The following is a 4,723-nucleotide window of genomic DNA, read 5'->3' on the forward strand; positions in this document are numbered from 1 at the left end:
GACGACGACACCTATCGCGCCGCCGGCGCGCGGATCGTCGATACCGCCGCGGAGGTGTTCGCCACCGCGCAGATGGTGGTGAAGGTGAAGGAGCCGCAGCCGGGCGAGTGGGTGCAGCTGCGCGAGGACCAGATCCTGTTCACCTACCTGCACCTCGCCCCCGATCCCGAGCAGGCGCGCGGGCTCCAGGCGTCGGGCGTTACCGCCGTGGCCTATGAAACCGTCACCGACGGGCGCGGGCACCTGCCGCTGCTGGCGCCGATGAGCGAAGTCGCCGGGCGGCTGTCGATCGAGGCCGCGGGCACCGCGCTGAAGGCGGTGAACGGCGGGCGCGGCGTGCTGATCGGCGGCGTGCCGGGCGTGCAGCCGGCGCGGATCGTCGTGTTGGGCGGCGGCGTGGTCGGCACCCATGCCGCGCGGATGGCGGTGGGCCTGGGCGCGGAGGTGACGATCATCGATCGCTCGATCCCGCGGCTGCGCGAACTGGACGAGCTGTTCCAAGGCCGGGTGCGCACGCGCGTGTCGACGCTGGAGTCGATCGAGCATGAGGTGTCGGAGGCCGATGCGGTTATCGGCGCGGTGCTGATCCCCGGCGCGTCGGCGCCCAAGCTGGTGACGCGCCCGATGCTCAAGCTGATGAAACCGCGCGCGGTGCTGGTCGACGTCGCGATCGATCAGGGTGGCTGTTTCGAGACCAGCCACGCCACCACCCATGCCGAGCCGACCTATGAGGTCGATGGCGTGATCCACTATTGCGTCGCGAACATACCGGGGGCGGTGCCGCTGACGTCGAGCCACGCGCTCAACAATGCGACGCTGCCCTATGGCCTCGCGCTCGCCGATCGCGGCTATGCCGCGGCCGAGGCGGATGCCGGGCTGATGGAGGGCGTGAACGTGCGCGGCGGCAAGATCGTCAACCGCGTCGTGGCGGAGGCGCTGGGCGAGGCGTGATCGGTCGGGTGCGCCGTTCCACGGCGGCGCGCCGGCCTCTTCCCGGAGCGGGCGGCGCGGCTGGCGGGGCCTGTCGGCGTCGCGGAGCATCGCTCGACACGACGGAGAGGCGGAAGAAGTAGGCAGGGGAGGGGCGGCCGGCCGCTCCCTCCCCCGTCCGGTCAGCTTAGTTGCTGTCCGAGTCGTTGTCGTCGGCGATGATGACGATGCCGGCGACAACCGCCGCCGCCGCCAGGATCGCGACGATCACGCCGCCACCGGCGACGTCGTTCTTCTTGGCCGACGCGGTCGACGCGCGCGCCGACTTGGCGACCGACAGGCTGGCAGCCGGGTTGGCCGGAGCGGCCATCGCCGGAGCGACCGCGAGCGACGCGGCGGCAGCGGCAGCGAGATAGGTACGAAGCTTCATACGATACTCCCTGGATAGGAGATCGCGGCATCTCACGAAGCGCGCGATACTGCAACCGCGAAGCGACAAGATGTTCGGCCCCAGGCGCATCGCCGCGACGGTTTGTGGCATGGCCGCGACAGTCGAGCGTCGTATTGCAAGAAAATACACCCGCGGACCATGCGATCCGCGGGTGTCGCGATGAAGATCCCGGCCGATCAGGCGGCGAACTGGTTCATCGTATTATGGACCCCGCCCGCCTTCAGTGCGGCCTCACCGGCGAAATATTCCTTATGATCGTCGCCGATATCGCTGCCGGACATGTTCTGATGCTTCACGCAGGCGATGCCTTGCCGGATTTCCTGCCGCTGCACGTTCTTGACGTAGCCCAGCATCGCCGCGTCGCCGAAATACTCGCGCGCCAGATTGTCGGTGCTGAGCGCCGCGGTGTGATAGGTCGGCAGCGTGATGAGGTGGTGGAAGATGCCGGCGCGCGCCGACGCATCCCTCTGGAACGTGCGGATATTCTCGTCCGCCTGCTGCGCCAGTTCGGTCGCGTCATAGTCAGCGCTCATCAGCTTCGCCCGGTCATAGCCGCCGACGTCGCGCCCCTCCTCGACCCAGCGGTCGTACACCTGCTGGCGGAAGTTGAGCGTCCAGTTGAAGCTGGGCGAGTTGTTGTACACCAGCTTCGCGTCGGGAACGACGGCGCGGATACGGTCGACCATGCCGGCGATCTGCTCGATATGCGGCTTCTCGGTCTCGATCCACAGCAGGTCGGCACCGTTCTGGAGGCTGGTGATGCAGTCGAGCACGCAGCGGTCGGCTCCGGTGCCTTCGCGGAACTGGAACAGGTTCGACGCCAGCCGCTTGGGCCGCATCAGCTTGCCGTCGCGCTCGATCACCACGTCGCCGCGCAATTGCGTGACGTCGGTCACCTCCTCGCAATCGAGGAAGGCGTTATACTGGTCGCCGATGTCGCCCGGCTCCTTGGAATAGGCGATCTGCTTGGTCAGGCCGGCACCCAGCGAATCGGTGCGCGTCACGATGACGCCGTCGTCGACGCCCAGTTCCAGGAAGGCGTAGCGGCACGCGCGCACCTTCGCGAGGAAGTCCTCGTGCGGCACGGTGACCTTGCCATCCTGGTGGCCGCACTGCTTTTCGTCGGACACCTGGTTCTCGATCTGGAGCGCGCAGGCGCCCGCCTCGATCATCTTCTTGGCGAGCAGGTAGGTCGCCTCGGCGTTGCCGAACCCGGCATCGATATCGGCGATGATCGGCACGACATGCGTTTCGTAGTGGTCGATCGCGTGGATCAGCCGCTGCGCCTCCACCTCGTTGCCGCTCTGACGCGCCTTGTCCAGATCGCGGAACATCATTCCCAGTTCGCGGGCGTCGGCCTGCTTCAGGAAGGTGTACAGCTCCTCGATCAGCGCGGGCACGCTGGTCTTTTCGTGCATCGATTGGTCGGGCAACGGGCCGAAGTCGCTGCGCAGCGCGGCGACCATCCAGCCCGACAGGTACAGGTAGCGGCCTTTGGTGGTACCGAAATGCTTCTTGATGCTGATGAGCTTCTGCTGCCCGATGAAGCCGTGCCAGCAGCCCAGCGACTGGGTGTAACTGGCGGGATCCGCATCATAGGCGGCCATGTCGCGGCGCATGATCGCGGCGGTGTATTTCGCGATATCCAGCCCGGTGTTGAAGCGGTTCTGCAGCTTCATGCGTGCCACCGCTTCGGCGTCGATCCCGTCCCACGTGCCGTTGCGGGCGCCGATCGCTTGCGCGGCGGAGGCGATGTTGTCCTGATAGGTCACGTGCGGAATGTCCTTTTGCTTGGGGTCGGGGCGCTGCGGAAGTGCCCGCCGGCACCGTTGCAGCACCGGCGGGACACCCTTCCTCCCCAGGAAGCGATAAGCGGGTGGCCTCAGCCGAGCCGGCCGAGGCGGTGGTAGAGCGCGGAGAATTTCGAGGAGCGCGGATCGTCGGCGATCTGGCGGACGTAATGCGCGACGGCTTCTTTCATCAGGCCGAAGTCTTCGGTGGAGAAGACGGCGCGGCTGCGGGCGGGTTCGTTGGTCATCGGGTGTCTCCTTCCGTGTGAGACGTGTGTAATCCACGGATCGGCGGACGATGAGACAATTTCATGCGCTTTCGTGTCGCATCGTTAGTGGAAACGAGATAAATGAGCGTCATATTGTAAAATATTTACAGGATTGGCGATGGTGCGGGAGAAGGTGCTGGCGGGACATGCGGTCAAACGACTGCGCCGCCGGCTGGGGCTGACGCAGGCGGCGATGGCCGAGACGCTCGACATTTCCGCCAGCTATCTGAACCTGATCGAACGCAATCAGCGGGCGCTGCCGGCCGGGCTGCTGGTCGAGCTGGCCGAACGCTACGATTTCGACGCGCGCGCGCTGGCCGCGGGCGAACCGGGCGGCGGGGCCGACGCGGTGCGCCGCCGGCTGGGCGACCCGATGTTCGCCGATATCGAGATCGACCGTGCCGAGGTGGAGGAATGGCTGGCCGCCGCGCCGGGCGGGGTGGAGGCATTCGCGCGCGCGTTCGACCGGATCGGCGGCGGCGGGACCGGCCCCGCACCGGCCGCCACCGGCGACGACCCGTCCGGCGCGGTGCGCCGCGAGATCGAACGTTGGCGCAACCATTTCCCCGACCTCGACGCCGCGGCGGAAGCGGTCGCGGACGACCTGCGGCTGGTCGCGGCCGACCTGTACGGTGCGCTGGTCGAGCGGTTGCGCGTCCGCCACGGGCTGGCGATCCGCATCCTGCCGGTGGAGGTGATGCCCGACCTGCTCCGCCGGCTGGACCTGCACGCGCGGCAATTGCAGCTGAGCGAGCGGCTGGACCCGTCCGCGCGTACTTTCGCGCTGGCGGTCCAGCTGGCGCAACTGGAGGCGCGTACCGAGATCGAAGCGCTGGCGCGCGGCGCGGGCTTCCCGGATCGCGCGGCGGAGCGGCTGTTCCGCCGCCACCTCGCCAGCTATTTCGCTGCCGCGATCATGATGCCCTATGCCCGCTTCCTGCGCGCGTGCGAGGCGACTGGCTATGACCTGGATATCCTGCAACGCCGCTTCGGCGTGGGGTTTGAACAGGTCGCGCACCGGCTGACCACGCTCCAGCGCGTCGGCGCGCGCGGGCTGGCCTTCTTCATGATCCGCATCGACCGCGCGGGCCAGCCGTCGAAGCGATTCGCAGGGGCCAGCCAGTCGCCGCTGGTCGAGGGGGAGGCGCGCTGCCCGCTATGGCGGCTGCACCACGCCTTCGACCGTGCCGGGCATCCGGTGACGCAGCTGGTCGAGCTGGAGGACGGTGCGCGCTGGTTCACGATCGCGCGCGCGGTCGCGGCGCAGGGCGGCGGGGTGGGGG

Annotated in this window: 5 protein-coding genes; 2 read left to right on the plus strand and 3 right to left on the minus strand. The window is 68.1% G+C overall.

The genetic code is table 11. The annotated features are described in order from the left end of the window. Nucleotides 1–951 (plus strand): alanine dehydrogenase (gene ald / locus AX685_RS09695; protein WP_066488011.1); only part of this gene is annotated, 951 nt, incomplete at its 5' end. 166 nt (nt 952–1,117) lie between these two features. Here the strand turns inward: ald and AX685_RS09700 are convergent. The 3 genes from AX685_RS09700 to AX685_RS22510 all read right to left on the minus strand — a co-directional run bounded on the left by AX685_RS09700 (nt 1,118) and on the right by AX685_RS22510 (nt 3,419). Beyond that, a complete protein-coding gene (locus tag AX685_RS09700) occupies nt 1,118–1,360 on the minus strand; it encodes a hypothetical protein (protein ID WP_066488014.1) in 243 nt (80 codons plus the stop codon). 197 nt (nt 1,361–1,557) lie between these two features. Further along, nucleotides 1,558–3,153 carry an isocitrate lyase gene (locus tag AX685_RS09705; protein ID WP_066488020.1) on the minus strand — a complete coding sequence of 532 codons (1,596 nt, stop codon included), beginning with the start codon at nt 3,151–3,153 and terminating at the stop codon, nt 1,558–1,560. Between the two features lie 110 nt (nt 3,154–3,263). After that, nucleotides 3,264–3,419, minus strand: coding sequence for a hypothetical protein (locus AX685_RS22510; protein WP_169803552.1), 156 nt, complete (start codon nt 3,417–3,419; stop codon nt 3,264–3,266). Between the two features lie 139 nt (nt 3,420–3,558). On the opposite strand from AX685_RS22510, the gene AX685_RS09710 reads away from it, so the two are divergent. Further along, nucleotides 3,559–4,723, plus strand: a 1,165-nt coding sequence (locus AX685_RS09710; RefSeq protein WP_066488022.1) for a helix-turn-helix domain-containing protein, incomplete at its 3' end; no start/stop codon positions are given.

It is taken from the genome of Sphingomonas sp. CCH9-F2 (genome assembly GCF_001556735.1).
Lineage (GTDB): Bacteria > Pseudomonadota > Alphaproteobacteria > Sphingomonadales > Sphingomonadaceae > Sphingomonas > Sphingomonas ginsenosidimutans.